This window comes from Halomonas sp., from assembly GCF_041689495.1.
Lineage (GTDB): Bacteria > Pseudomonadota > Gammaproteobacteria > Pseudomonadales > Halomonadaceae > Halomonas.
This window is the reverse complement of the sequence record NZ_JBDNGD010000481.1, coordinates 1-1,436: the sequence shown is the minus strand read 5'-3', so window position 1 is coordinate 1,436 and position 1,436 is coordinate 1. Positions and strand designations below refer to the sequence as shown.

4 protein-coding genes are annotated in these 1,436 nt (G+C 63.4%); all 4 read right to left on the bottom strand.

The window, feature by feature from the left end; translation table 11 throughout:
• Positions 1 to 10: 10 nt before the first annotated feature.
• Positions 11 to 244, bottom strand: coding sequence for a DNA gyrase inhibitor YacG (gene yacG, locus ACESMD_RS14560; protein WP_372614393.1), 234 nt, complete (start codon positions 242 to 244; stop codon positions 11 to 13).
• 9 nt (positions 245 to 253) lie between these two features.
• The gene (locus tag ACESMD_RS14555) at positions 254 to 538 is read right to left on the bottom strand and encodes a type II toxin-antitoxin system RelE/ParE family toxin (protein WP_372614391.1); all 285 of its coding nucleotides are present in this window, start codon (positions 536 to 538) and stop codon (positions 254 to 256) included.
• Positions 528 to 776 (bottom strand): type II toxin-antitoxin system Phd/YefM family antitoxin, encoded by a 249-nt coding sequence (locus tag ACESMD_RS14550; protein ID WP_372614389.1) that lies wholly within the window; start codon positions 774 to 776, stop codon positions 528 to 530. The genes ACESMD_RS14555 and ACESMD_RS14550 overlap by 11 nt, the downstream gene beginning before the upstream one ends.
• Positions 777 to 839: 63 nt before the next feature.
• Positions 840 to 1,436, bottom strand: a 597-nt coding sequence (coaE, locus tag ACESMD_RS14545; RefSeq protein WP_372614387.1) for a dephospho-CoA kinase, incomplete at its 5' end; no start/stop codon positions are given.

The window sequence follows — 1,436 nt, the reverse complement described above, 5'->3', positions numbered from 1 at the left end:
TTCACTGGGTTCACTGGGGGAGGTCGTCCCGGTCGGCCCGGGCCAGCAAGGCGTCGATGTCCATGCCATCCATGGCCGACTCCCCGGCGATGCGATGGGACTCATCGGCCCAGGCGCCCAGGTCGATGACCTTGCAGCGTTCACTGCAGAAGGGGCGGTAACGATTCTCTTCTCGCCAGGCGACCGTCTTGCCGCAGGATGGGCAGGCGACTTCCAGGGGGCGTTGGGATGTCCGAGATGACATGGTGATCCTCTAATGGCGTTGGTCGGCTTTGCGGTAAGCGTCGTTACGCTCGAGCTTCCCGATGGCCACCACCAGGACGACGAGGTCCTGGTCGCGAACCTCATAGACCAGGCGGAAGCCGGAACTGCGCAGCTTGATCTTGTAGCGGTTGTGACTTCCCGACAGGCGCGCGGAAGGAAGGTCAGGACTTTCGAGAATGGCCATGAGCTTCTTCTTGAACTGGAGTCGAACGCTCTTGTCGAGCTTACGCCATTCCTTTAGCGCTTCAGTGCGAAAACGCAGCTCATAGGTCATCCAGTGACACCGTGACTTCCGGCTGAGAACGACGCTCGTCGGCGATACGGTTGAGTTCGCTATCCTCGAGTTTGTCGAGCAACTCCTCGTAGGCCGCCGCCGGGATGCAATAAAAGGCCGGCTCGTTGCGGTTCAGAACGGCCACGGGGAAACCGTCTCCCGCGGCAACGGTTGCCATCGGGTTCTTCTTCAGCTCCGAAATGCTCGCTGTCGTATTGGCCAGGATGGTGTGGGGCATGATCGTCTCCTCCGATCGTTGTGACCTGATTATAGGTCGTTTAACCAGTCTCTGTAAGGCGAATCATTTGCCTTTCTCTGCGGAAAGCCGGCGAAATTGCCTGTCGAGTTCCTGGACCCGAGCGGCCATCGTCTGTTCATCACACCTATTGTCGATCACCTCGTCGGCCAGGGCCAGCCGCTCTTGGCGGGGCATCTGGGCGGCGACGATTGCCCGGGCCTGGGCCTCGTCCACGTCGTCCCGGGCGCTGGTGCGCTGGATCTGCACGGCCTCGGACACGTCGATCACCAGGATACGGTCGCACAGCGCCGCCTGGCCGGATTCGAGCAGCAAGGGCGAAACCAGCAGCACATAGGGCGCGCCCTCGGCCTGGAGGCGCGCCATGTGGGCGATCAGGCGTTCGCGGATACGCGGATGGGTCACCGATTCCAGCCAGCGGCGTTCGTCTGGCTCGGCGAAGATGATCTCGCGCAGCGCCCGGCGATCCAGGCGGCCATCCCCGAGCAGGACCCGCTCGCCCCTGTCGCCTGAATAGCGCGCGACAATATCGGCCAGCGCCGGCTCGCCGGGCTCGACCACCTCCCGCGCCACATCATCGGCATCCACCCAGGGAACGCCCAACGCCGCGAAGGCCCGCGCCACCGTCGACTTGCCCGACGC

Coding starts and splice junctions, on each gene's coding strand:
- ACESMD_RS14550 (WP_372614389.1), bottom strand. CDS start 776: ATGCCCCACACCATCCTGGCCAATACGACAGCGAGCATTTCGGAGCTG.
- yacG (WP_372614393.1), bottom strand. CDS start 244: ATGTCATCTCGGACATCCCAACGCCCCCTGGAAGTCGCCTGCCCATCC.
- ACESMD_RS14555 (WP_372614391.1), bottom strand. CDS start 538: ATGACCTATGAGCTGCGTTTTCGCACTGAAGCGCTAAAGGAATGGCGT.